General features: G+C 36.2%; 20 protein-coding genes. 6 read left to right on the top strand and 14 right to left on the bottom strand.

All coding sequences use genetic code 11. The annotated features are described in order from the left end of the window. Positions 1-420: 420 nt before the first annotated feature. Together ACK1JC_RS08660 and gloB are read right to left on the bottom strand one after the other, a co-directional pair. Positions 421-624, bottom strand: coding sequence for a hypothetical protein (locus ACK1JC_RS08660; protein ID WP_409511460.1), 204 nt, complete (start codon positions 622-624; stop codon positions 421-423). A gap of 519 nt (positions 625-1,143) precedes the next feature. Further along, positions 1,144-1,875: a hydroxyacylglutathione hydrolase gene (gloB, locus tag ACK1JC_RS08655; protein ID WP_409511459.1), complete on the bottom strand. Its 732-nt coding sequence runs from the start codon at positions 1,873-1,875 to the stop codon at positions 1,144-1,146. A gap of 244 nt (positions 1,876-2,119) precedes the next feature. Between gloB and ACK1JC_RS08650 the strand changes: the two genes are divergently transcribed. Both ACK1JC_RS08650 and ACK1JC_RS08645 read left to right on the top strand, forming a co-directional pair. Then, positions 2,120-4,711 (top strand): TonB-dependent receptor domain-containing protein, encoded by a 2,592-nt coding sequence (locus ACK1JC_RS08650; protein ID WP_409511458.1) that lies wholly within the window; start codon positions 2,120-2,122, stop codon positions 4,709-4,711. Between the two features lie 15 nt (positions 4,712-4,726). Next, positions 4,727-5,149, top strand: a complete 423-nt coding sequence (locus ACK1JC_RS08645) for a DUF4951 domain-containing protein (RefSeq protein ID WP_409511457.1) — start codon at positions 4,727-4,729, stop codon at positions 5,147-5,149. Positions 5,150-5,278: 129 nt separating this feature from the next. Here ACK1JC_RS08645 and ACK1JC_RS08640 read toward each other — a convergent pair whose 3' ends face one another. The 11 genes from ACK1JC_RS08640 to ACK1JC_RS08590 form a co-directional block, all read right to left on the bottom strand. Then, positions 5,279-5,854: a hypothetical protein gene (locus ACK1JC_RS08640; RefSeq protein ID WP_409511456.1), complete on the bottom strand. Its 576-nt coding sequence runs from the start codon at positions 5,852-5,854 to the stop codon at positions 5,279-5,281. A 110-nt stretch (positions 5,855-5,964) separates the two neighbouring features. Continuing rightward, complete coding sequence (locus tag ACK1JC_RS08635; RefSeq protein WP_409511455.1) at positions 5,965-6,660, bottom strand: methionine ABC transporter permease; 696 nt, start codon at positions 6,658-6,660, stop codon at positions 5,965-5,967. Next, positions 6,657-7,682: a methionine ABC transporter ATP-binding protein gene (locus tag ACK1JC_RS08630; RefSeq protein WP_409511454.1), complete on the bottom strand. Its 1,026-nt coding sequence runs from the start codon at positions 7,680-7,682 to the stop codon at positions 6,657-6,659. Before ACK1JC_RS08630 ends, ACK1JC_RS08635 begins: the two co-directional genes overlap by 4 nt. A 73-nt stretch (positions 7,683-7,755) precedes the next feature. Continuing rightward, the gene (locus ACK1JC_RS08625; RefSeq protein ID WP_409511453.1) at positions 7,756-8,628 is read right to left on the bottom strand and encodes a MetQ/NlpA family ABC transporter substrate-binding protein; all 873 of its coding nucleotides are present in this window, start codon (positions 8,626-8,628) and stop codon (positions 7,756-7,758) included. Between the two features lie 1,125 nt (positions 8,629-9,753). After that, positions 9,754-11,037: a phosphoribosylamine--glycine ligase gene (purD, locus tag ACK1JC_RS08620; protein ID WP_409511452.1), complete on the bottom strand. Its 1,284-nt coding sequence runs from the start codon at positions 11,035-11,037 to the stop codon at positions 9,754-9,756. Positions 11,038-11,199: 162 nt separating this feature from the next. Beyond that, entirely contained in the window at positions 11,200-12,774 is a 1,575-nt protein-coding gene (purH, locus tag ACK1JC_RS08615) for a bifunctional phosphoribosylaminoimidazolecarboxamide formyltransferase/IMP cyclohydrolase (RefSeq protein WP_409511451.1), read from the bottom strand. Between the two features lie 94 nt (positions 12,775-12,868). Continuing rightward, positions 12,869-13,138, bottom strand: coding sequence for a DNA-binding transcriptional regulator Fis (gene fis / locus ACK1JC_RS08610; protein WP_001086304.1), 270 nt, complete (start codon positions 13,136-13,138; stop codon positions 12,869-12,871). A 374-nt stretch (positions 13,139-13,512) separates the two neighbouring features. Beyond that, complete coding sequence (locus ACK1JC_RS08605; protein ID WP_409511450.1) at positions 13,513-14,574, bottom strand: zinc-ribbon and DUF3426 domain-containing protein; 1,062 nt, start codon at positions 14,572-14,574, stop codon at positions 13,513-13,515. 23 nt (positions 14,575-14,597) lie between these two features. After that, on the bottom strand, positions 14,598-15,494 hold the full coding sequence (prmA, locus tag ACK1JC_RS08600) for a 50S ribosomal protein L11 methyltransferase (protein ID WP_409511449.1): 897 nt from the start codon (positions 15,492-15,494) through the stop codon (positions 14,598-14,600). 133 nt (positions 15,495-15,627) lie between these two features. Beyond that, positions 15,628-16,515 carry a bile acid:sodium symporter family protein gene (locus tag ACK1JC_RS08595; RefSeq protein ID WP_409511448.1) on the bottom strand — a complete coding sequence of 296 codons (888 nt, stop codon included), beginning with the start codon at positions 16,513-16,515 and terminating at the stop codon, positions 15,628-15,630. Positions 16,516-17,017: 502 nt separating this feature from the next. Further along, a complete protein-coding gene (locus ACK1JC_RS08590; RefSeq protein ID WP_409511447.1) occupies positions 17,018-17,269 on the bottom strand; it encodes a hypothetical protein in 252 nt (83 codons plus the stop codon). A 274-nt stretch (positions 17,270-17,543) separates the two neighbouring features. On the opposite strand from ACK1JC_RS08590, the gene mnmG reads away from it, so the two are divergent. The 4 genes from mnmG (at position 17,544) to ACK1JC_RS08570 (ending at position 21,201) form a co-directional block, all read left to right on the top strand. Further along, the gene (mnmG, locus tag ACK1JC_RS08585; RefSeq protein ID WP_409511446.1) at positions 17,544-19,424 is read left to right on the top strand and encodes a tRNA uridine-5-carboxymethylaminomethyl(34) synthesis enzyme MnmG; all 1,881 of its coding nucleotides are present in this window, start codon (positions 17,544-17,546) and stop codon (positions 19,422-19,424) included. 161 nt (positions 19,425-19,585) lie between these two features. Then, entirely contained in the window at positions 19,586-20,104 is a 519-nt protein-coding gene (locus ACK1JC_RS08580; RefSeq protein ID WP_409511445.1) for a PAAR domain-containing protein, read from the top strand. Next, on the top strand, positions 20,097-20,771 hold the full coding sequence (locus ACK1JC_RS08575) for a zinc protease (RefSeq protein WP_409511444.1): 675 nt from the start codon (positions 20,097-20,099) through the stop codon (positions 20,769-20,771). Before ACK1JC_RS08580 ends, ACK1JC_RS08575 begins: the two co-directional genes overlap by 8 nt. A 4-nt stretch (positions 20,772-20,775) precedes the next feature. Further along, positions 20,776-21,201, top strand: coding sequence for an NF045616 family extracytoplasmic (lipo)protein (locus ACK1JC_RS08570; RefSeq protein ID WP_409511443.1), 426 nt, complete (start codon positions 20,776-20,778; stop codon positions 21,199-21,201). A 572-nt stretch (positions 21,202-21,773) separates the two neighbouring features. Here the strand turns inward: ACK1JC_RS08570 and ACK1JC_RS08565 are convergent. After that, the gene (locus ACK1JC_RS08565; RefSeq protein ID WP_409511442.1) at positions 21,774-22,769 is read right to left on the bottom strand and encodes a helix-turn-helix transcriptional regulator; all 996 of its coding nucleotides are present in this window, start codon (positions 22,767-22,769) and stop codon (positions 21,774-21,776) included. Positions 22,770-22,965 lie beyond the last annotated feature (196 nt).

Genomic DNA, 22,965 nt, shown 5'->3' with positions numbered 1-22,965 from the left:
GCGAAATTGGTAGACGCACTGGATTTAGGTTCCAGCGCCGCAAGGTGTGAGAGTTCGAGTCTCTCCGTCCCCACCATTTATTTAAGTATTTAATATTTGAGATTAATCAAAGATTCATCTAAGTATTAAACACAAGAAAAGGCAGAATGATTATTCTGCCTTTTTTTATGCCTGTATATTTTAGATTTTGATAAATTGTTCTAAAGGTAAATATATACACAATAAAAAAGACCTGAATGATTCAGGTCTTAATTAAAGCAAAATAAGCATTCCATTTTTAAAAGTGTAATCGTTTAACTTTTCATGAATGCACAATGCAAAATTTGAAAGAGAGTGTTAGGGTCAAGTATTTAGTTTACAATCTTAATTTAAATTGATCACAGAATGCCAAATCAGTAGTCATTAAAATAGGGTGTTAAGTTACGCCTTTAAATGGTCTTCAAACTCTTCACCTAGCTGAAATGCAAGATTATTTCCCGCAAGATCACAGGTGACTAAGCCGTATTCTTTTTTAAAACTGAATGTAAATCCTTTATTATCAGTTAAATTTTTGACTGAATACCCAAGCTTTTCAAGCCAGATACGAAATGCAATTAAATTTTTAGCTTTAACAACTTTTTTCATGGAGTTTCTCCTTCATTCCTTGGCTATTTAAAATAGATAGGGGTGCTCTGAATTTTTTAAAGGGGCATTCAAATTAATATTATTTTTTTATCATATTTTTTGAGCATAATGTATGTGTGTTGTGGTAAGAAAATGTTTTATTTTGATGATTTATATTTAATTTAAATACTTTTATATTTTTATAAAATATTGATTTATATAGATGTATGTGTTGTTTTTGAAGTAGATAAGGAAGATTTTGAAACAATTTAAATGTATAAATCATTGTGTAAAAAATTATGTTTATTTGCACATAATTTACTCTTTTAATACTCAATTGTTGATCAATAAGCGTGCTGGTATTTATTTTTTTGATTATATTTAAAGAGGTTGCTTAATATCTAGGCTAAACTTAAAATTTGTTGTAAGAATTCATCTGAGAAATATAAAAATAAGCTGATTTGGCATTCAAAGCATAGTAATTTTGAATTTGGAATGCCAAATGAATTTCAGCAGAAATTGTTGTCTTTGAATCTATCTTTAGAAATTATCTTTCAATGCTCGAATGCGTGCAAATTCAGCAGGACTATCAACTCTTAAAAATGGATTGGTTTCAAGTTCCAGTTCAATTGTGCTAGGCAGTGTAATTTCACCTCGTTCACGTTGTGCTCTAATTTCGGCAGCACGGTTTTGAATGGCATGATTATCGGGTTCAATATGTAGCGCAAACTGTGCATTCGACAGCGTATATTCATGTGTACAATAAACTTTTGTGCGTGGTGGTAGTGCTGCAAGGCGATTGAGTGAGTGATAGAACTGCTCTGGTGTTCCTTCAAACATACGTCCACAGCCCATTGCAAAGAGGGTGTCACCGCAAAATACGCTATCCAGTTCATCAATAAAATACACGATATGCCCTAAGGTATGACCAGGTACAGCAATAATTTCGATGTTTAAACCTTCAAATTCAAAATGATCATCATGGTTTAGAGGATGACTGAGAAAAGGGATATGACTCAATTCTTCTCGTGGACCATATACTGCAATTTGATGTGCTACCTGTAATTCAGGCACACCACCAATATGGTCTTTATGCCAATGGGTCAGCCAAACTTGTGTCAGATTCAATTGATGATTTTGGCAATATTTAGTCACTAAATGTGCTTCGGTGGGATCAATTGCAACTACATTTTTCGTAAATGTATTTTCAATTAACCAAATGTAGTTTTGCAGTTGATTTTGAACATCAATCACATGAATTTTAAATGACATTTTGAATTCCCCTGCATATTTTCATCTTTATATCTAAAGTGAGTATATCAAGCTCTGTAAAAAAGATGTATGTAATCTATACATTAGATTTTTTTAGTGAAATAGGAAATGATTTAAATATGCATGGGCGTGTTTATTTTTTGATTGATTCATTTGAAAATTGATGAATATTCACAAAAAATTGTTGCAAAATTTATACAAATACTAATAATAACAATTCTCATTAATGTTAAGAATCTGTGTTATGCCCTATCGATTATCTATACTTGCATCTGCAATTTGCTGTGTGCTTTCAGTATCGCAGTCATATGCAGTTGGAAATCAGGCGAATATGAATGAAGAAGGTAACAATGAGGTCAATCGCTCGGACAAATCTCAATCTACAGTGTCGAAAATGACGCCAATAGTTGTTTATGCATCGACAGTATCTGAAGTGGGTCAGAGTATTTATAACCAAGAACAATTACAGCGTGTGCCCAATACACAAAAGACGATGACTGATTTTTTAAAGGTGAATCCGAACGTACAGTTTGGTAATGGATCACTTGCAAGTGGTCGACAGGGAGAGCTTGATGCATCGGATATCAGTATTAATGGAGCGTTGTTTTACGACAATAAATTTTTACTCAACAATGTCAATATTGGTAATAGTTTAAATCCTGCCTCTGGTTTGATAGATAATACAGTGGACGGGCTTGCAGGTTCATCGTTAAATGCCAATATTAATATGGATCTAATCTGTGAACTTGAAGTGCTTGATAGTAATGTCAGTGCTGAATATGGCGAGTTTACAGGTGGGGTAGTGAAGGCGAAAACGTGCGCACCAAAAACTGAAATTGGTCAAATACATGGCAAAATAAACTATGATTTTACCAGTAGTGATTGGACAAAATTTAATTATATTAGTCCTGAAGAACAAGAAAAATTTGAGCAAGGTTCAGATATTGATTATCAAAAAGATTTTGTAAAGCAAGGTTTGAGTACTCAGCTTTATGGGCGTGCTTCAGAAAAATTGGGTTTAAGTTTAGCTGCGTCTCGTCGTTGGTCTGATATTGAAAAGAAATCAGATTTTGATGCTAGTGAGAATTATGATCAAAAACGTATTGCTGATGATTTTTCAGCAAATGCTTATTATGACTTAAATGAAAATCAACAGCTTAAATTAGGTTTGTATTATCAAAATAGTCAGGGTGAAAAGTACGTTTCAAGTTTAAAAGACGGTGGTTATCAGACCAATATTGAAAACTTAGCACTTGATATGGAATTGAAAAGTACCTTTGATCATGCTGTAGTCACACAAAATATTGTCTTGCAAAAACAAAGTAATCGGAAAGATTCAGATTCAAATGAAAGTGTGGCTTGGAATACATCACCCGATAAAAATTGGAATGCGAAAATCAGTAGTGAAGGTGGTTATGGTGCTTTAGAGATGGCTCAGGATAATTGGGAATATAACCTTAAATCCGTTTTTGATGAGATTACCTTTGCCAATGTGCATCATCAATGGACTATAGGGGCAGGTTATAGCCATATCAACGCAAAATGGGATCGTCCTGAAAATATGTATCAATATTTTATACCCTCTAAAAATAATGGTTTAGGCACAGATACATGTACTTTAATTGACGGAAGTGTTGATACACATTGTGATCTGAGTTATGTGGGTAATGATGGTACAAAGGGGCAATACAATACGATTCGTAATGTCTATCAAGCAGGTACAGTCGATGTTCAGCAGGACAAGGGATATGCTTTTGTTGAAGATCAAATGAATTTGAATGATCAGCTCAAGTTGCGTTTGGGATTACGTCTAGATTACGACAGCATCAGTAAAAATAATAATATTGCTCCACGTAGCCAATTGCAGTATTTCCCTTTTGCAAATGAGCGACTTGGTTTTACAACAGGTTGGAATCGTTATTATGCAAATAATGCACTTTTCACAGAACTGCAAGATGGTGTGAATCTTTTACGTATTCAGGAAAAGCGTAAAAATTTAAATGCGGAATGGTTGCAAAATACGAGTGCAAGTGCAGGTACGGCAGTCAATCGTAGTGAGCTTGATACGCCATTTGCAGATGAGGCAGTTTTTGCAATACATTCCTTGTGGAATGGCTGGGCAATACAACTGAAATATGTCAATCGTGATAACCAAGATCAAATTCGTCGGCAACGGATCAGCTTGAGTCCAATTGTTGATATCTATGACAACAGTGGTGCAAGTAAAGCTGAAACATATACACTAAGTCTTGCAAATCAAACTCCAATTCAATTTTTAGGTGCGAAACATAGCTTTAATTTTGCAGCTGATTACAGTGATATTCAGCGTAATTTTAATAGTTATGATGACAATATTTTTATTGATCAGGCTTATCAGCAGTATATTTTATATGATGGTGAAGTGATTGATGAAGCGACACGTCCTGCGACTAATTTTGCAAGACCTTGGACAGTACGCGCGGGTTGGAATACTGAATTTACAAGTGTACCGCTGAAAATTAGTCAGTTCTTCCGTTATCGTTCAGATTATGATGCGATGGTCAGTTCAACAATTCCTGTGACAGAGCGTCCAATTGCATCAAATGGTGAAGTGGTTAAAACACGTTATGACAAAGAATCGTTGGGTAGTGCAATTAATTGGGATGTACGTGCAAGTTATGACTTTAAAGTAGGGCGAGATGATCAGTTGACGTTGGGTTTAACCATCAATAATTTGACCAATAAACATAATAAATATACGCAAAATCAAGATAGTGTGAAATCAAATATAGGTTCAAATGGTGTCTATTCAGAGTCGGGTCGTCAGTTTGTTGCCGATATTAGTTATAAGTTTTAAAGTATGGAAAGAAAAATGAATTTTTTGAAAATATCTCAGCATATTTTAAATTGTGCGATAGGTTTGAGTATCGTAGTTGTGGCTCATGTGAGCCATGCTAATAGCACTGCACAGATTGCACCTAGGATTGTTGATAAGACCTGTCAGGTGAATGAAAAAATTGAACGTAACGCGATTCCGAAGACGCCTCATAATATGAGTTTACCTGCTTTTGGGCAAGGTGTGATCGGTTGGGCAACAGGGCCTGAGGGTGCAAAAGCACGTTTTGAAAATATCCAAAAGCAGGATTTGAAAGCAATTCAGGAAAAAGGCACCACTTTGGCAATGGTTAAGGAATGGCAGGCTTTTTATGAAAATGAAGTGCAACGTAATCCATGTAATCCGACGGCGCTATATCGTGCTGAATTGATGAAGAAGATTGCATGGTTATGGGGGTAATTCATAAAAATAAGCGCTGATTTACAGGGGATTTAAATCATTTCTGAGTGTTATTATTACTAACCACCTAATCATTAAGATAGGTGGTTTTTATTTTACTTATCTGCATTCAGTATTTTATGATTACTTTCATAAAATAGGACTTGAATCTGATTTTTTGTTTTTAAATTTACTAATTTCATCAAAAACTAAAGATGCTTCTTGTTGGTTGAGACTAATACCAAATGAAATTTTTTTAAATTTACTCTTTATATGTAGGTTGCCTTTTGCTGCACTTGGTAGTTGATTTTTTGGAGCACTATATTCTGAATAATACATTTTTTCTAGATTTTCAATTAAAATTGTAGTGCTATCTTCATAATTTTTTGTGAGAAAATAGAGTGGAATATGTTTGATAATAATGATTTTATCATCATTAAGGTCAAGCGTCTCACTTCCTTTTCTTAGCCATAAAGTATGGCTAATGGCGTGATAAGTGAATGCACTTACGCCGATAAGCCAAATCATTAAAAACCCCGCTGCATTTGAATCTGAACCAAAAAGAACAGCGTAAATAGCAAAAGATGCAGCTAACCAAAAAATGCCAACCACAAAAAAATTGACAAGGATATCCCCGATAAAAAGTGAGTGATCAAATTTGATATGAATGCTACAGCCGTTATTTTTTTGAAAGATTTTAACTTTGTTATTGGGTTGAGTTTTCATGTAATAGATAATTTAAGTGAATGAGTTAAATCGTTATTTTGTGAGTATAAAATGAAAGCCTAGATAAAGTAAAACCCTCGAAAGAGGGTCTAATATAAATATTCAAAGGCTTATCTGAGTTTAGATAACCAATTCCCCGTGCTTTGAACAACTTGAACAACAACCAATAAAACAATAACAGTGAGTATAACAGCACTTGAATCAAAGCGTTGATAGCCATAAGAAATGGCGAGGTCACCAATACCACCACCACCGACAGCACCAGCCATTGCGGTTGCACCAATTAAGCTAATGGTTGCCGTTGTAAGGTTTAAAATCAGTGAACTACGTGATTCAGGAATGATAAATTTAAAAACAATTTGTGAAACTGTTGCACCCATCGCTTGAGCTGACTCTACGATGCCATCATTGACTTCTAGTAAAGAGGTTTCGATTAGACGGCCAATATAAGGACCAACATAAATAGTCAAGGGGACAATAGTCGCCCATGTGCCAATTGATGTACCAACAATAAACTTGGTCAGAGGAATAATCGAAATGGCGAGGATAATAAAAGGTAAAGACCGCAGGGCATTGACAATTGGATTTAGTGTTTTGTAAATAAAGGCATTCGGTAAAATCCCTTCAGGTCGAGTCAGGTACAAACAGATTGCCTGTAAAAACCCCCAAATCATGCCAAATAACATTGCAAAAAATACCATGACACAGGTTTCTTGCATTGCTGTGACAAACTGATCCATGCTTAGTGAGCTTTTCCAGAAGGGAGCAGTGACTTGTGTCAGCCATTGAACAATCAGATCTCTCATACTTTAACTCCTGATTGCTCGACTTTTACGCCATTTTTCTCAAAGAAGGTGATTGTTTGTTGAATAATTTCAGCATCACCTAAAAGCTGAATAAACATTTGCCCAATCACTGAGCCATTAATTTCGGTCATATTGGCAAATAAAATATTCAGACTAATATCAAACTGTTTTATAGCAGCTTGTACCACTGTTTCCTGCGCAGATGTACCAAGAAACTGTAAGTTATAAATACTATTATGATTTTTATTTTCAAGATTATTCAAAATATTGACAGGCAATTGTTGCTGTAAAACCGTTTGAATAAAGGTCTTGGTGGTTGGGTGTTTTGGTTGGCTGAAAATTTCTAAGGTAGAGCCATTTTCAATCACTTTGCCTTGTTCCATAACTGAAACATAGTCGCAAACAGATTCAATGACATCCATCTCATGCGTTACCATAACAATGGTAATGCCTTGTTCTTTGTTGATTTTTTTGAGCAATTCAAGTACAGACTGCGTTGTCTGAGGATCAAGAGCAGACGTTGCTTCATCACAAAGTAAAACTTTAGGGTGGTTGGCAAGTGCACGAGCAATACCGACACGTTGCTTTTGACCACCTGAAAGTTCATCGGGGTAAGCATCTTTTTTGTGTTTTAAATCAATAAATTCAAGTAACTCATTGAGACGCTTTTGGCGTTCTGCTTTTGCCACACCCAAAAGTTTTAAGGGCATTTCAATATTATCTGCAACCGTTTTGGTTTGCATTAAATTAAAATGCTGAAAGATCATACCGATATTTGCACGTTGATGACGTAATGCATTTGCATCTAGGGCAGTGAAATCAGTTTGATTGATAATAATCTGACCATGCGTAGGGCGTTCAAGCAAATTGATTAAACGAATGAGCGTACTTTTACCTGCACCACTATAACCAATAATGCCGAAAATACTTCCCGCAGGAATGGTTAGGTTAATTTCATCAAGCGCACGTATGTTCTGACCTTTCAGTTCATAGTGTTTTGAAATATTTTTAAATTCAATCATATCGTCAGGAACTATGCAAAAATGAAAAAACAGGCAAATCTTCTTTGCCTGTTTGGTTGATCTTATTATAAAACTATTTTGATTCTGTAAGATAGCTTACAGGTTTATTTACATCGACTTTAGTTCCGCCAAAGTGTTCTTGAACATATTTGCCTACAGCCGCAACATGATAAAGTTCACCGACTTTTTTCAGTACAGCATCATCTTTACGAGATTCAGCCACAGCGAGTACGTTCACATTCATTTTTGTGCTTTGATCGGTTGGCTCATAATAAATTGAATCTTTTAATACATTTAAGCCGCCTTCCATTGCCAAAGTATTACCTAAAATAATCGCATCAACCTCATCTTTGGCACGTACCGCAGTTGCCATTTGAATCGGTTTAATCACAATTTTCTTCACATTTTCAGTAATATCAGCAGGTGTACCTTTTACGGTATCAAAACCATCTTTAAGCTTCACTAAGCCTGCAGATTGTAAAAGTAATAATGCGCGAGATTCATTTGCACCATCATTTGGAATGGCAATGGTTGCGCCTTGAGCGAAATCTTCAACTTTTTTAACTTTAGTTGAGTAAATACCCATTGGCTCTAAATATGTAGTTGCAATTGGAGCAATTTTGTCTTTATTCGACTCATTGAACGCAACAAGGTATGCATACGATTGGAAAGCATTGATGTCCACTTCTTTATTAGCAACGGCAGTGTTCATTGCAACATAGTCAGTGAAGTTTTTCACTTCAAGCTTAATACCTGCGGCTTTTGTTTCAGGTAAAGTTGCAATATAACGCCAAATATCAGCATCTGAACCTGTTGATGCCATAACAACAGTTTGTTCTGCGCCTGCTTTCGCTTCAGTTGTTTCTGTTTTTGGTGCTTCTTGTTTACCACATGCGCTAAGGGTGAGCACAGATGCGCTGAACAGTACGCTAAATAGCTTTTTCATGTTTGTGTCCTGAAAGAGGAAATGCCTGCTTTTTATAGAAGTATGACATTCTCGACACGGATGTCGAAATTCAATTATTGCCGGAAATCACTTCCAGTTAAAATGGGTTTTATTGATTGAGAACCATGCTATTTTATTGTTGAATGCTATTCAAAAGAATAAAATTATTTTGGAAAACAATCTCTAAAGATTTGTTAATCATATCAATAAATTTATCTTATACATAGTAGCTTGTGCATGCTACGACAAATGGGGTTGAGTTTATCATATGTCTATATTTTGAATAATTTGATAAGTAAAACAAATACTTTTATTGACTGTACTAAGAAAAGTGGTTGTATTTTATACTTATTCATAATATATAAGTTTTTTTTAGGTTGTTATCTTATTTTTAGATATAAATAATTTGAGTCGTCTAGTCGTGAAAAATGTCTAATTCTATTAAAGTTTTTTCTATTCTATCTATTTTTAATCAAAATTGCTCCAATAACAGGTAGCCAAGGGAAGGTGAGTATTACGATATTCCATGTATAAATGCGAAGTGGAATTTTCTGAACTAAAAACTTCCCACCAAATCAGCTCTAATAAGATAATGATCAGCAATACACTGAGGATAATGCTCGGCATAAAACTGGTAGTTTTCTTATGGATTTTCTGAGCCATGTGATGTATGCACATGAATGTGGCAATGAAACAAACGTGTCCTAGGAGAAAAATAGAAATTACTAAAAATGGTGAAATAAGTATAATTATAGCTTCTCCTAGTGCAGCGGAACCATTAGCATTATTTTGTCCTAAATCTATAATAAATATGTACCAGATAAATGGTAGAAGTGAAATTACGATCCAAAAACAATGCTTTGTAAATAGGTGAATGTAAGTGTTTTTATACTGTTGATCAAATTTTGATATGATGAATCCTATTGGAATCATTAAAAAAAATGTAAAAAAAAGAGAAATATACATAAAGCAAATTCAAAGGATATTGCAATGATAATCCTATATTAGTGTCAATTTGAGGTGAAGTGTATATGAAATGTTTGTGATCTTTTGGGTTGAATGAGCAATAAAAAACCCGCCTAAGCGGGTTCTTAAATACCTAAAACTTTATGTCATAAAACAAAGTTAAGCATTTTCACGAGCAATTGCACGGTAACCAATATCTTTACGATATTGAACACCATCAAAAGTTACTTTTTGACAAAGCTCTAATGCTTTGGCTTGTGCTTCACCAATGGTATTACCCAAAGCTGTTACGCATAGTACACGACCACCCGCAGTTACAATGTCGCCATTTTCAAGTGCTTTCGTTCCTGCATGGAAGATTTTTGCATCTGCCATTTCAGTATCTAAACCAGAAATCACATCATCATTGCTTGATGTTTCAGGATAGCCTTTAGATGCAAGAACGATACCGACAGTTTTACGCTCATCCCATTCAGCTTTGGCAGGTAAGTTACCTGCAAGACCTGCTTCAACCAGATCGACCAAAGATGATTTTAAGCGCATCATGATGGGTTGAGTTTCAGGATCGCCAAAACGACAGTTGAATTCGATGACTTTAGGTTGACCTTGAGCATCAATCATCAAGCCTGCGTATAAGAAGCCAGTGTATACATGACCGTCTTTTTTCATGCCTTCAACGGTAGGACGCATCACTTCGTTCATGGCTTTTTCGAAAACGTCAGCAGTTACAACAGGAGCAGGAGAGTAAGCACCCATACCGCCTGTATTTGGACCTTGATCGCCTTCAAAGATACGTTTGTGATCTTGAGAAGTCGCCATTGGTAAAATGTTGTCACCATCAATCATACAAATGAAAGATGCTTCCTCACCATCTAAAAATTCTTCGATGACGACACGAGAACCTGCATCTCCAAACTTATTGCCTGCAAGCATGTCATCAATGGCATCGAATGCTTCTTGATTGGTCATGGCAACGATTACGCCTTTACCTGCTGCAAGACCATCAGCCTTGATCACAATTGGCGCACCATTTTTTTCAACAAAGGCTTTGGCTGCATCAACTTCAGTGAATACGTCATAGAAAGCAGTTGGAATATTGTGGCGTTTAAGGAAGTGTTTTGCGAATGCCTTAGAGCCTTCAAGTTGCGCCGCAAATTGAGTTGGTCCCCAAATTTTAAGACCTGCTTCTCGACCTGCATCAACCACACCATTTACAAGAGGTGCTTCAGGCCCAACAATAACTAAATCAACAGCATTATTTTTAGCAAAGTCGATAATTGCTGCATTGTCTAAAATGTTTAAGGCAACATTTTCACATTTATTTTCAGTTGCAGAACCTGCGTTGCCAGGGGCTACAAAAACTTTGGCAACTTTTTCATCTTGAGCGATTTTCCATGCAAGTGCATGTTCACGACCGCCATTACCCAAAACTAAAATGTTCATCTAAAAATCCCTTAAAGAAAAGAATCCCACCTTGCGAAGCCATGCTTCTCACCCTGTAAAAAAAAGGGGCTTCACCAATAAAAACATACCTTTATTTGTGAAAATTCCCCCTTTGTCACAAAGGGGGATTTAGGGGGATTAATAAATATGACTTTTAATCAATTAATGACGGAAATGACGCATACCTGTGAAGACCATTGCAATGCCAGCTTCATCCGCAGCTGCAATCGTTTCTTCATCACGCATAGAACCACCCGGCTGAATGATACATTTGATTCCTGCTTTAGCAGCATTATCAATACCATCACGGAATGGGAAGAATGCATCAGATGCCATAACTGCACCTTCAACCACTAAACCTGCATGTTCAGCTTTGATGGCAGCAATACGAGCAGAGTTTACACGGCTCATTTGACCTGCACCGACACCAATAGTTTGACGCCCTTTAGCATAAACAATCGCATTCGATTTTACATATTTCGCAACTTTCCAAGCGAAAATCATGTCATCAATTTCAGCATCCGTTGGTGCAACCTTAGTCACAACTTTGAGATCATCTTTAGTGATCATGCCTAAGTCTTGATCTTGAACCAATAAACCGCCATTCACACGTTTGTAATCAAGTTGAGATTGACGTGAATCAATTGCAGGAAGTTCACCACATACAAGTACACGGACGTTTTTCTTCGCGCCTGTTACTTCAAGTACGCCATCCGCAATACTTGGAGCAATGATTACTTCAACGAATTGACGGTCTACAATTGCTTGAGCAGTTGCAACGTCTAATTCACGGTTGAATGCAATGATGCCACCGAATGCAGATTCAGGATCGGTTGCATATGCAAGATCATAAGCGGCTGCAATACCATCTAAAGAAACTGCAACGCCACATGGGTTTGCATGTTTTACGATGACACAAGCAGGCTTAGCGAATGACTTAACACATTCAAGCGCAGCATCAGTGTCTGCAATGTTGTTATAAGACAATTCTTTACCTTGAAGCTGTTTCGCAGTTGAAACAGAAGCTTCAGTTGCTGTTGATTCTACATAGAATGCAGCAGATTGATGCGGATTTTCACCGTAACGTAAATCTTGAACTTTATTGAGCTGAGTATTGAAAGTGCGTGCAAACTTATCAGCTTGACCTTCGTCTTTACCTACACGAGCGCCTAAGTAAGATGCAATCATGCCATCATACTGAGCTGTATGCTCAAATGCTTTAACAGCTAAGTCAAAACGCGTTGCGTGAGATAAAGCACCTTCGGCTTTAATTTCAGCAACAACAGTTGCATAGTCAGATGCATTAACAATAATACCTACAGATGCATGATTTTTAGCAGCTGCACGAACCATTGTTGGACCACCGATGTCGATATTTTCAATCGCATCAGCAAGTGAACAGTTTGGTTTTGCAACAGTTTCAGCAAATGGATAAAGGTTCACAATGACAAGATCGATCGCATCGATGTTGTGTTCAGCCATAACAGCTTCGTCTAGACCACGACGAGCCAAGATACCACCGTGAATTTTAGGATGCAGTGTTTTGACACGACCATCCATCATTTCAGGGAAGCCAGTGTGCTCTGAAACTTCAACTACGGCAACATTGTTGTCTTTAAGCAACTTGTATGTACCACCCGTAGATAAAATTTCCACCCCAAGAGCAACAAGGTTCTGGGCAAATTCAACGATCCCGGTTTTATCAGAAACAGAGATTAAAGCGCGTTTAATAGTCATGATCTTCGTCAACAGTATTTAAGTCTAGAGATTGAATAGCTAAGCAAAAGCAGGTTAAAAAAAATGCCTGCGGAAGCCGCAAGCATTTTATCATTTATTCACTCATTAAACCGTGAGCTTTCAACTTTTTACGTAAAGTTCCGCGGTTTAGTCCGAGAATCTCGGCAGCGCGTGTCTGATTCCCACGCGTATATTCAAGAACGACAGATAAAAGAGGTTTCTCCATTTCTGCAAGCACCATGTCATAAACTTGAGATGGTTGTTCACCTTGTAACTGTGCAAAGTAGTGGCGAACTGCGCGGTCTACGTGAATACGTAGAGCAACATCAGACTGTGCAGTAAAAATAGGAGATTTGCTATTCATGCGAATTAATCCGAAAAATCAGATACCACTTGGGTAAAGTGATATAACAATGAGGTCTAAAAAAATCTGAGCCCCGTTTTAGATCCTAAAACGTTGGCTCTAAAACAAGAACTTTAGCTTGCCACAATTCGTGCAATTGAGCGAAAAATAAGCGTAACAATAGTTTAAAATTTGTTACAACGCTCTTTTGGGCAAAAAAACAATCTACGTGCGCGATATTCAAATATAAAGCACATCATTAGACTGTATTTGTTTTCTAAAATTGCGAGGAGTTTGCAGGACAAAGCTTTCGTGGCGCGTATCATACCATTGTCTTAGAAAAAATGAGCAAGAAAACTACATTTTTTTTCACTTTTTTTATGTTTTTTCTACTTTTAAGGATGAATTATTTCAAGATAATACTCATCAAATGCATTTCGTGATTTGTCAATTGTAAATTTGAATTTATATGGGCTATTTGATGGGATGCGATTAATACCACTGAGGCTTTCATTGAGATAATCTTTAGCAGTAATGGTTTGCGTTAAAATCGTTTGACCTTGAGCTTTGAGTGTGAGTTTAATGATCGGGACTTCTAAACTCTTTTTGTAGGTATTTAACAGAGATCCTGAAAACTGAGTGCTCGATTTACCTATTCTTTGTACTTTAATGTTCTCAACACGAATTTGATTGTAACGATCATCAATGGTGTCACAGTTTAAGAGATTACATGTTGTATTAAATGCTGAGTGTAAAGCAGGATGTTTGTCTAATAAAGCAGGATTGAACCACAGGATTTGAAAAACAAGTACAAGTAAGAGAGCAATGTTGATTAAACTCCAACAAAAATAATACAACGGTTTACGCGCTTCAAAGCGTTCCTGTTGACTATAGGTATGCCCATGCGCTTGTCCTGCTGAAAGGTTAAGCGAGGGAATGTTGGTCAATGGATCAAGATTAAATTGATTGAGGCTATTTAAATAAGTGCGTAAATCAATATTTGAGTTTTCAACTTTACGGTCAAAAATTTCAAGCACACTAGTTTCATGGTAAACCTTCTGCTCAGGAACAGGGACTGCTGAAATTTTGGTATGTGTTGGAGTCGATTGTTCTGTGATACCGGAGATTTCAGTTCTAGCAGAAGTGATCAAATCAAGTGTCGTATTTTCTGTTGTAGATGCATTCGTATGTGTTGTGTTGTGTGGTTGATCTAGATCGTCAGTATTGTTTTGTTCAACTACACTTTCTGATGTCTGAACATTTACAGGAACAGGTTCAGCATTTTGCTTTGATTTTACAGAAGTAATGAGTTGCCCATTCTGTGAAAGATTGAGCAACGCATTAAAGTCAGTATTGCATTTTGGACAAGACACCATACCCTGAGCAACAGTAAGTTGTGGTACTGAAACTTTATAGGTCGTTTTACAGTTGGGGCAAATGGTTTGCTTGTCAGTCATACGTACACAATACTCTTATGATGTTATTTTCGTTTACCTGAAATACGACACCAAGTTTCATCTCGTTTTTCTACTTCTAATATATCAAAAAATTCAGAATAAACATCAGAAACATCAGATACTTGCTCTTCAATTACACCAGCAAGTGCGAACTCGCCATCAGATTTAATCAAAGTTGAGAACTCTTTAGCAAGCATCATGAGAGGACCTGCAAGAATGTTAGCAACAAAAACATCTGCTTTTTCGTCTTTAAGTTCAATATTAAACTCTTCAGGTAAGCCAACATACAGATTTTCAAGTACGCCATTGAGTTCAGCATTTTGTTTGGTTGCAAGTACAGCTTGTGGATCAATATCAGTTGCATAGACTTTTTTAGCACCTAAAAGTAATGCAGCAACGCCTAAAATACCTGAGCCACAACCATAATCGATGACAATTTTATCTTTGACGTCAGTTTTACCTAACCATTGTAGGCATAAGAATGTCGAAGCATGGTTACCTGTACCAAAAGCCAAGCCTGGATCAAGTTTGATGTTTACAGCATCGGCTTCAGGTGCTTCCATCCATTCAGGAACAATCCAATATTTTTCTGCAATTTGAATCGGCTCATACGCATCCATCCATGTACGTTCCCATTCTTGGTCTTCCATAAACTCGCTACGCATTGGTTCAGTAGGAAGCTGGGTGCGAATAAATGTTTCTAAAGCTGAAACATCAATTTCTTCACCTTCTTCTTGTGCATAAATACCCGTTACAATGACTTTATTCCAAAGCGGTGTTTCGCCCGGAAGTGGTTCAAGTAAATCTTGATTTTCAGCATCATCTAAAGTGACACTCACTGCTCCAAGAGAGCTAAGTAATGTTTCAGTAAAATCAACTTGAGCTTGTTCAACAGTAATATGAATTTGTAACCACTTCACGAGTTATAACCTAAATATATTTTCATCAGTCGGCTATTGTAACGGATGCAACAACAGAACGACACCTCAAATCTTAGAGAAATGGGGATCCCTTATTGTTTATATCTTTATAAATTACAGTCCATGTAATAAGTTAATGTGATGATGCCGTATTTTCAATTGATGGTTGTTCGGTAAATCGATTCAGTGCAAAACCAAACAATGCTGCAAAAACATACATGAAAATAGAATACACTGCTGCAGGCATTGCAATGGTACTGCTAGCCATCACTGTAAGGGCAATCGTCATTGCTAATGTACTGTTATGAATGCCAATTTCAAATGCGCAAGCACGCGCTTGTGCCGTATTGATACCCAACATACGTGGGACAAAATAACCAATGGTTAGGCTGCATAGGCAGAAAATCACTGTTGCTAAACCTACTTGGGTTAAATATTGCATAATTTGAGTTCGTTCTTTGGCAATTGCACCAATAATAATGAGTACAAGGAAAACGACGGCAAAAATACGTAATGGTTTATTTAATTTTTCGGTGAAATGTGGCGCATAGTGACGAATCAGCATACCAATACAGACGGGTATAATAATAATGCCGAATACTTGTAGAATTTTACTGAACTCTAAGCTGATTTGTTGCCCATCATTCATAAAGTATTGAATCGAAAAATTCATAATTAATGGTAGGGTGAAGGCTGCGATTACAGAGTTAATTGCCGTCAGAGTAATATTGAGCGCAATATCACCTTTAAATAAGTAACTGAACAGATTTGCGGTACTCCCTCCTGGTGATGCTGCCAATAACATGAGACCAACAGATAAAAGTGGTGGCAGTGCAAGTATTTTGCAGATCATAAAGGCGATGCTAACCAAAAGTATCAATTGGCAAAAAAGTGCAATTAAAACAGCTTTAGGATGTTTGCTAACTCGAGCGAAATCTTTAGGGGTTAGCTCTAGACCTAGTCCGATCATAATAATAGATAATGCCAAAGGCAGCATGATGGTGATAATTCCGGAATCCATGTGGTTCTATCCTTTTTGTTTTTTTATAAAATTAATCTTCTTTAAACTAATGTATTTATTCTTATTTGGGTAGGTTTTTTGTGCCTTAATATATAAAGTAGGTATTTTCTCATGTAAGGCAAAACCATCATTATTTAAGTGATTGGACGGTTATAAAAAATGGATAAAAATAAAAAATGATTAACTTAGAGAAGATTTAAAATTGATGGAAAATTTTAAGTTAATTTTTTAACGAATGATTGTCTAAGCGAATGACTTTATCATTTGTATTAATAGAGGGTAGATTGGTTGTCGGCAGGCAAAGTAATTCATAAAATTAAATAGATATTCGCCTGAAGATATATAGGAAAAGTAACTTTATAGAAACTTTAAGTGTGGAAGCATATATTTCAAGCGGATATCTAGATTTTAATTGAATTATAGAAATAAAAGCATATAGGTAGATTTTGCCAATAATTTTCTCAATCCCTTTAGTATTACACCAGAGTGCTTACCTTAAAGGTTATTGAGTTGCACCACCTGGAGGTGCAGGGAAGTGAAATTGAAGTTTACCATTTTCATTAGGTTCGCAGGTGCCGTTAAAAATTACACCTTTGTTAGCATATACAACCCAATCCCCTTGTTTTTTCTTACTACAGATTTGGATTTGTTTCTTCACTTCATTTTGAGAAGCGGTATCTTTGGCATGTGCAAAAGAAACCGTAGCAACACAAAGTAGTGCTGATGAAATAATTTTTGCAATAGTGGTATTCATCATGTATTTCCTTTCATTAGATTTGAGAATCATTCAATTTGAGAAAAACTTGGATATATCACATCATCCTAAATGGACTGAATTTTAATCATAATTTTCTTTTTTCATTATTAATATGAACTTTTTACGATATTTTGCAACAGAATGTCACGGAGTGTAATAATGTTATTATTTCTTAATAATTGATGAGTGCAATAAAAATTAAAAACAGAGCAAAACTCAATTCAAAATTTTGCTACAATAGTCAGTCATTTTTAATCTCCTTTTTACGACTATGCATTATCCTAAAGTATACGATGTCATTGTGATCGGTGGCGGTCACGCAGGTACGGAAGCAGCATTGGCTGCGGCGCGTATGGGGCGACAGACACTACTATTAACACACAACATTGAAACTTTAGGGCAGATGAGTTGTAACCCTGCCATTGGTGGTATTGGTAAATCGCATTTAGTGCGTGAAATTGATGCCCTTGGTGGTGCGATGGCTTTGGCTGCCGATAAAGGTGGTATTCAGTTCCGTATTTTAAACTCACGTAAAGGTGCAGCGGTTCGTGCGACACGTGCGCAAGCCGACCGTATCCGTTATAAAGCTGCGATTCGTGATGTTTTAGAAAACCAAGCCAATTTGGATATTTTCCAACAATCAGCAGATGATTTGATTCTTGAAGGAGATACTGTAAAAGGTGTTGTGACACAAATGGGGATTCGTTTTGAAGCGAAAACCGTTGTCCTTACCTCAGGTACTTTTTTGGGCGGAATCATTCACGTTGGTTTGAATCAGTCTTCAGGTGGTCGCGCCGGTGATCCACCGTCAATTTCATTGGCGGCACGTTTACGTGAATTAAATTTACCAGTGGGTCGCTTAAAAACAGGTACACCACCACGTATTGATGCGCGTTCGGTTGATTTCTCTGTAATGACACCGCAACCAGGTGATTTTCCATCGCCGACTATGTCGTTCATGGGTGATGCATCAATGCATCCTGAACAAGTGAATTGTTATATCACGCATACAAACGAAAAAACGCACGATATTATCCGTGGTGGTTTAGATCGTTCACCAATGTATACAGGTGTGATTGAGGGTGTAGGTCCACGTTATTGCCCATCGATTGAAGATAAAATTCATAAATTCGCCGATAAAAATTCGCATCAAGTGTTCTTGGAGCCTGAAGGCTTGGATACACATGAACTTTATCCAAATGGTATTTCGACATCGTTACCGTTTGATGTTCAGTTTGAATTGGTGCGTTCAATTCGTGGTATGGAGAATGCGCACATTCTTCGTCCAGGTTATGCGATTGAATATGATTATTTTAATCCTCAAGCATTAAAATTCTCTTTAGAAACCAAAGCTATTAATAACTTGTACTTTGCTGGTCAAATTAACGGTACGACAGGTTATGAAGAAGCTGGTGCACAAGGTTTATTGGCAGGTTTAAATGCTGCTCGCCGTGCATGGGATCAGGAGCAATGGACACCAAAACGTGATGAAGCGTATATGGGCGTTCTTGTGGATGACTTGATTACTTTAGGTACGAAAGAACCATACCGTATGTTTACCTCACGTGCGGAATATCGTTTGATGCTTCGTGAAGACAATGCGGATCAGCGTTTAACAGCCATTGGTCGTGAAATGGGCTTGGTGGATGATGAGCGTTGGAATGTGTATTGTGAAAAAATGGAAGCAGTAGAAAAAGAAACGGGTCGTTTACAACATCTTTGGGCTGCGCCAAATAATCCATTGGGTAAAAAATTCGTTGATTTGACAGGTGATGACTTGTCTAAAGAAACCAATGCGATTGATTTATTGAAACGTCCAAATATCAACTTTGCGCAAATTGCTGAAATTACGGGTTCTGAGGTTTCTGCATTTGTTGGTGAGCAAATTGAAATTGCGGTGAAATATGCAGGTTATATCAATCGTCAGCAAGAAGATGTTGCTCAAATGAAGCGTCTGGAAGAAACTCGTATTCCTGCTGAATTTGATTATGATGTCGTTTCGGGCTTGTCTCGTGAAATTACTTTGAAGTTGAAAGATGTTCGTCCTGAAACTTTAGGTCAAGCAGGGCGTATTCCGGGTGTAACACCTGCGGCTGTTCAGTTGATTATGATTACGATACGTAAGAATAATGCAGCGAAAAAATCTGCATAAGACTTTTTAAAGTTGTAAAAAACCCGCTTAGTGCGGGTTTTTTCATATTTTTAAAAAGAAATGAGGCTTTGTAGGTTTATTTGTTAATATTCAGTGGTGCAAGTATCGTATTTGAATTTCGTGTATATTAATTAGATCAGATATAGAACAATTAGAGAAAAATGAAAGAATTTATAACAAAAAATGCTACAACAACTCATGGTGGTGTTGTTACAGAAGTATTAGATACTTTTACTATTGATGGAAAGAAAGTTCATTTAGATGGTATGCAACACTTTTGTCCTCTATGTAAAAAAATGGTTTTTGCTCTAGGCACAGACAGTACTAAGACAGCTATGGGGCGAAAAATTATTTTTGAAGGAAATAGGACATCCTGTGGGGCAAGTTTTATTGCGAATCAAAGTCTTGCTTTTGCCGATACAGGTGGTATTGCTTTAGGTAAAGAGTTCCTGACTCAATTGATACTTGATCAGCCTACTCATGAATTTGCAGAACGATTTTTATTGCGTAGTCAAAATACAGATGAAGTCATTCGCAATGGAGAATATGAAATATATAAAAACGGTTATCTTGTACTTAGAGGCCATACAGATGAAGATGGTATGACACAACTAATTAGTGGTATGGAAAATGATGAAATAGAAATTCATATTACTGATGGGAGTGATGATAATGGGTAGTGTGGTTATTGGCGTTGCAAAAATGCGAAAAATGCGTGCTGATGCTGCAAACAATCCTACACCGTTACAGGTGGATGTAGAACGGCTGTTAACCAGTGGTGAAATTGCCATATGTCAGCAAGTATTTAAAAATGCAATTGATTATAGCAAGGTCAGAATTGTCAGAGGTGGACTATTAGGTTTAACTGCTTTGACAGGTAATGCCATGACACCCGAGGGATTTATTCATTTACCTAGTAATGAATATATGAACACACCTGATTTTAGTATTGCACTTGATGCAATAGATAAACATTGGTTTATTCATGAAATGACCCATGTCTGGCAGTACCAATTGGGTACAAATGCGGTTTGGCACGGAATTAATCAATTGTGCAAGGGAGGTTATACTTCTACTGTTCGGACAGCAGATACTCCTAAGAATGGTGATTTAAAAGCTTATGCTACAGATTTAAGTGGAGCAGATGCTAAGAAAAAATTTAGTGAATTTAATTTTGAGCAACAAGGACGGATTATTGAGTTTTGGTATGATGCTTGTTATTTACAGAAAGAAAATCCTCAAAGACCACATCATCAACGTAGTTTGCAATTATTAATTTATGTAAAACAAATTCTTGTAGATTTTTTACAAAATCCATCGGATAAGAACTTACTTCCAAAAAGTTAATTTTATGAAAAAAAATGTTTATTTATTTATTTTTTTATTTGTTTATGGATGTAATTATGAGAAAACTGCTCATAAACTCCCACTTTCATTGGATGTAAAAGAGGATAATATTTGCTTATATACAAATAGTAAAAATTCATTTTTAGATGAAAATAATAAAGATGCTTCGTATTACTTAATTTGGGTGAAATCTTTTATCTCAACGGGTAATGCAAATATTTATGATAAAAAAATTACACTTAGAGAACATTCATTTCCATTTAAAAAAGATAGCTGTGTTTTAGTACCAATAAATTTACTTGAAATAAATAAACCATATGAATTTATTATTCATACAGAAAAATCATTTTCAACAAGGGCATGTGTTTTGAAAAAGGGAAATAAATTTCAAATTAAAACTGTAACATCAACTGAAAATTGTGATAAATAAGATATTTAGAGTGATAGGTTTGAATACTTACCTAAATTTTTTGAAAAGTTAGAAAATTAATTTCAGTAATTTAAGTTACTACAGTCTATGTTTGAATTTTTCGAATTAAAATTAAATTGGGTTAAGTGTATGTTATCGAATAATAAAATTTCATAATAAGTTTAATTAAATTACTCAGCATTTTTAATTATTTCTCAGCATGAAACAATTTGGTTAAATTGAACTTACTTTCAAACAGAGGTGAACGATATGACTAAAAAATCAATCCGTTACAACAGTGGCGATCTTGCATGTATAGCTTGATCATTCAACTTAAATCGCTAATGAAATATTGATGTCTGTACTGTCATACCGTATTAACAGCCATGAGAGTTTTTGTGATATGACATTGCAGGCATTAATTTTCAAAATTTAGAAAGATAAAATGACAATAAAATAGTGAAATCTAATCAATAATAAAGAAATCGAATAAATAAAAATGAATTGAATAATCTAAAATAAAAAACTATGAAAAGAGCCTGAATTCAGGCTCTTTTTTATTGCATGATTTTTTTCAAAATGAAAATAAGGCATTATTCAATTTCATGAACTGCATTAAAAACTTCAATGGGTTCAATACGCACAATTTTTTGACCAAAACTACGTAACCACCAAACTAATTGCGAAGTAAAAGGAACAACAGCACTGATTTCATACAGTTGATCATTGAGTTGTGTGATGGTTTGCGCATGGCTGAGTTGGCTTTCACTAAAATGTAGTGCATCACTTTCATTCATGAATAATTTAAGTTCAATACTTTCAGTGGGCTTGTTGAAGTCGACACGGAAACCTAAAGCGCCTGAATCTATATATTTATCAATATCAAAATCTACAGGATGCATAGCACGAGTATCTAACACAGTTGCAGATTGAAAACGATGTAAGGCAAAGGTTTGAACATCTGACTTATCTAAACGTGTGCAGATCAGATAAATAATGGCACCTTTTTGTACTAACCCTAGTGGATTAAGGGTGTAATTACGTTCTTCACTTTGATGCCCTCGTGAACGATAAATACATTCGATTTGTTTATCCTGCAATAAACCTTCATAAATAGCTTGCTGTGCTTGTCGTTCAACGAGTGGGGGAATAAGTGGCTGACTAGCAGGAACAATTCGAACACGATTAATCCATTGGCGCACATTATTTTGGCTCGATAGGCTGCGCCGTGCCAAATCAAACCAAGGATTCATTTCATCAATTAGACTTGGTGGAAGTAAATGCTTTAAATGTTCCTCAACCATCATAAAAGTAACTGCTTGAGAGCTCGTCATATTGGGCAAACTTTGAATAGGGGCATCTGAGCGCCAACGCCAACCCTGAGGCACTGTTTTGTTGCTTTCAATTGGAAAGCGTTGTGCAATTTGATTTAAATCACGCTGAATGGTACGTAAACTAATATCAATGCCTTCACGGATGAGGCTTTCTTGTAATTCACGTGTGCCTAACCATTTCCCTGTAGAGAGTCGGGAAAGTATTTGCCACTGACGATAAAGGCTGTTGGACGTTTCTTTTTCTTGTGCAGGCATAATTAATCAATTAAATAAGATTTGAGGAACAACATTAGAATGACACAATAAGAAAAATATTCACATTCCGCAACTAGAAAACAATTCATTCTCTGCTTAAGCTAAAAGAGAGGTGTGTTCCTCGATTATCATCTGTTTAAAATCAGTTGCTGTAGCAATCCGTAGAGTTGGCATTGTTATTGCTATATCCCTCATA

Origin of the sequence: Acinetobacter sp. TY2, from assembly GCF_046269225.1 — a bacterium.
In the GTDB taxonomy this organism is placed as follows: Bacteria; Pseudomonadota; Gammaproteobacteria; order Pseudomonadales; family Moraxellaceae; genus Acinetobacter.
Note: the sequence above shows the minus strand (reverse complement) of the source record. Positions and strands in the feature narration are given on the sequence as shown.